Origin of the sequence: Promicromonospora kroppenstedtii DSM 19349 (assembly GCF_000515355.1) — a bacterium.
Lineage (GTDB): Bacteria > Actinomycetota > Actinomycetes > Actinomycetales > Cellulomonadaceae > Promicromonospora > Promicromonospora kroppenstedtii.
The window spans coordinates 1-1152 of the sequence record NZ_KI911700.1 but is presented as its reverse complement, the minus strand read 5'-3'; the positions used below and the strand labels follow the sequence as shown (position 1 = coordinate 1152).

2 protein-coding genes are annotated in these 1152 nt (G+C 73.8%); one reads left to right on the top strand and one right to left on the bottom strand.

What is annotated here, in order from left to right:
- Nucleotides 1-67: 67 nt before the first annotated feature.
- Nucleotides 68-853, bottom strand: coding sequence for a (Fe-S)-binding protein (locus PROKR_RS18285; protein WP_036965494.1), 786 nt, complete (start codon nt 851-853; stop codon nt 68-70).
- 71 nt (nt 854-924) lie between these two features.
- Between PROKR_RS18285 and PROKR_RS18280 the strand changes: the two genes are divergently transcribed.
- Nucleotides 925-1152 (top strand): FadR/GntR family transcriptional regulator (locus tag PROKR_RS18280; RefSeq protein ID WP_036965492.1); only part of this gene is annotated, 228 nt, incomplete at its 3' end.

The window sequence follows — 1152 nt, the reverse complement described above, 5'->3', positions numbered from 1 at the left end:
GTGCCGGGCGCCGCGTCGGGGCTCGGGCCGCGCCCTGCGCGGGTGGCCGGCATGCCGAGGAACGTGCTCATCGGGCCACCTCCTGGCGGTCGCCGGGCACCACGGGCGCCTCGCGCGTCGAGACGAGGATCTCCGCCAGGTGCATGGGCCGAACGCCCGTGCCCCCGCGCGAGAGGCCGCCGCCGATGTGCATCAGGCACGACCAGTCGCCCGCGGTGAGCACCTCGGCGCCCGTGCCGACCACGTTCGCCACCTTGTCGTCGAGCATCGCCGCCGACGTGTCGGCGTTCTTCAGCGAGAACGTGCCGCCGAACCCGCAGCAGCCCTCCGCCTGGTCCAGGGGCACGAGCTCCAGCCCCTCGACGGCGCGCAGCAGCCGCTCGGGCTTGTCGCCCACACCGAGCATCCGCAGCGAGTGGCAGGTGGGGTGGTAGGTCACGCGGTGCGGGAACCAGGCGCCGACGTCGGTCACGCCGAGCACGTCGACCAGCAGCTCGGACAGCTCGTAGGTGCGCTCCGAGACGGCCGTTGCCGTCCGCGCCTCGGCACCCAGCCCCGCGCGCTCCAGGACCATCTTCTGCTGGTGCCGGATCGAGCCCGTGCACGAGCCGGACGGCACCACGACGGCGTCCCACTCGCCGTCCGCCACGGGGGCGAACGTCCGCACGTGGTTCCGCACCACGGGCACGGCGTCGGCGAGGTAGCCGGTGTTCACGTGCATCTGGCCGCAGCACGCCTGTGCGGCGGGGAACACGACCTCGTGACCCAGCCGCTCCAGGAGCGTCACGACGGCCTTCGGGGCCTGCGGGAACATCGCGTCGGCGATGCAGGTGGCGGCCAGGGCGATGCGCATGGGCACTCTCCTTCGAGGTCTGACCACACCATAGCCCACTGTGGACAGACCACACCACGTACCATGCACCGGTGAGAACCCACGAGCGTGTCCTGGCCCGGATCGAGGAGGGCCTCGTCGCGGGCACCTGGTCCCCCGGCGAGCGGCTCCCGGCCGAGCGGGCGCTCGCGGAGGAGCTGGGCGTGTCCCGTCCGTCGGTGCGCGAGGCCATCCGGATCCTGGAGGCGATGGGCATCGTGCGCACCGCCGTCGGCTCGGGCCCCGGCGCGGGTGCCACCGTGATCGACCGGCCCGCGGCC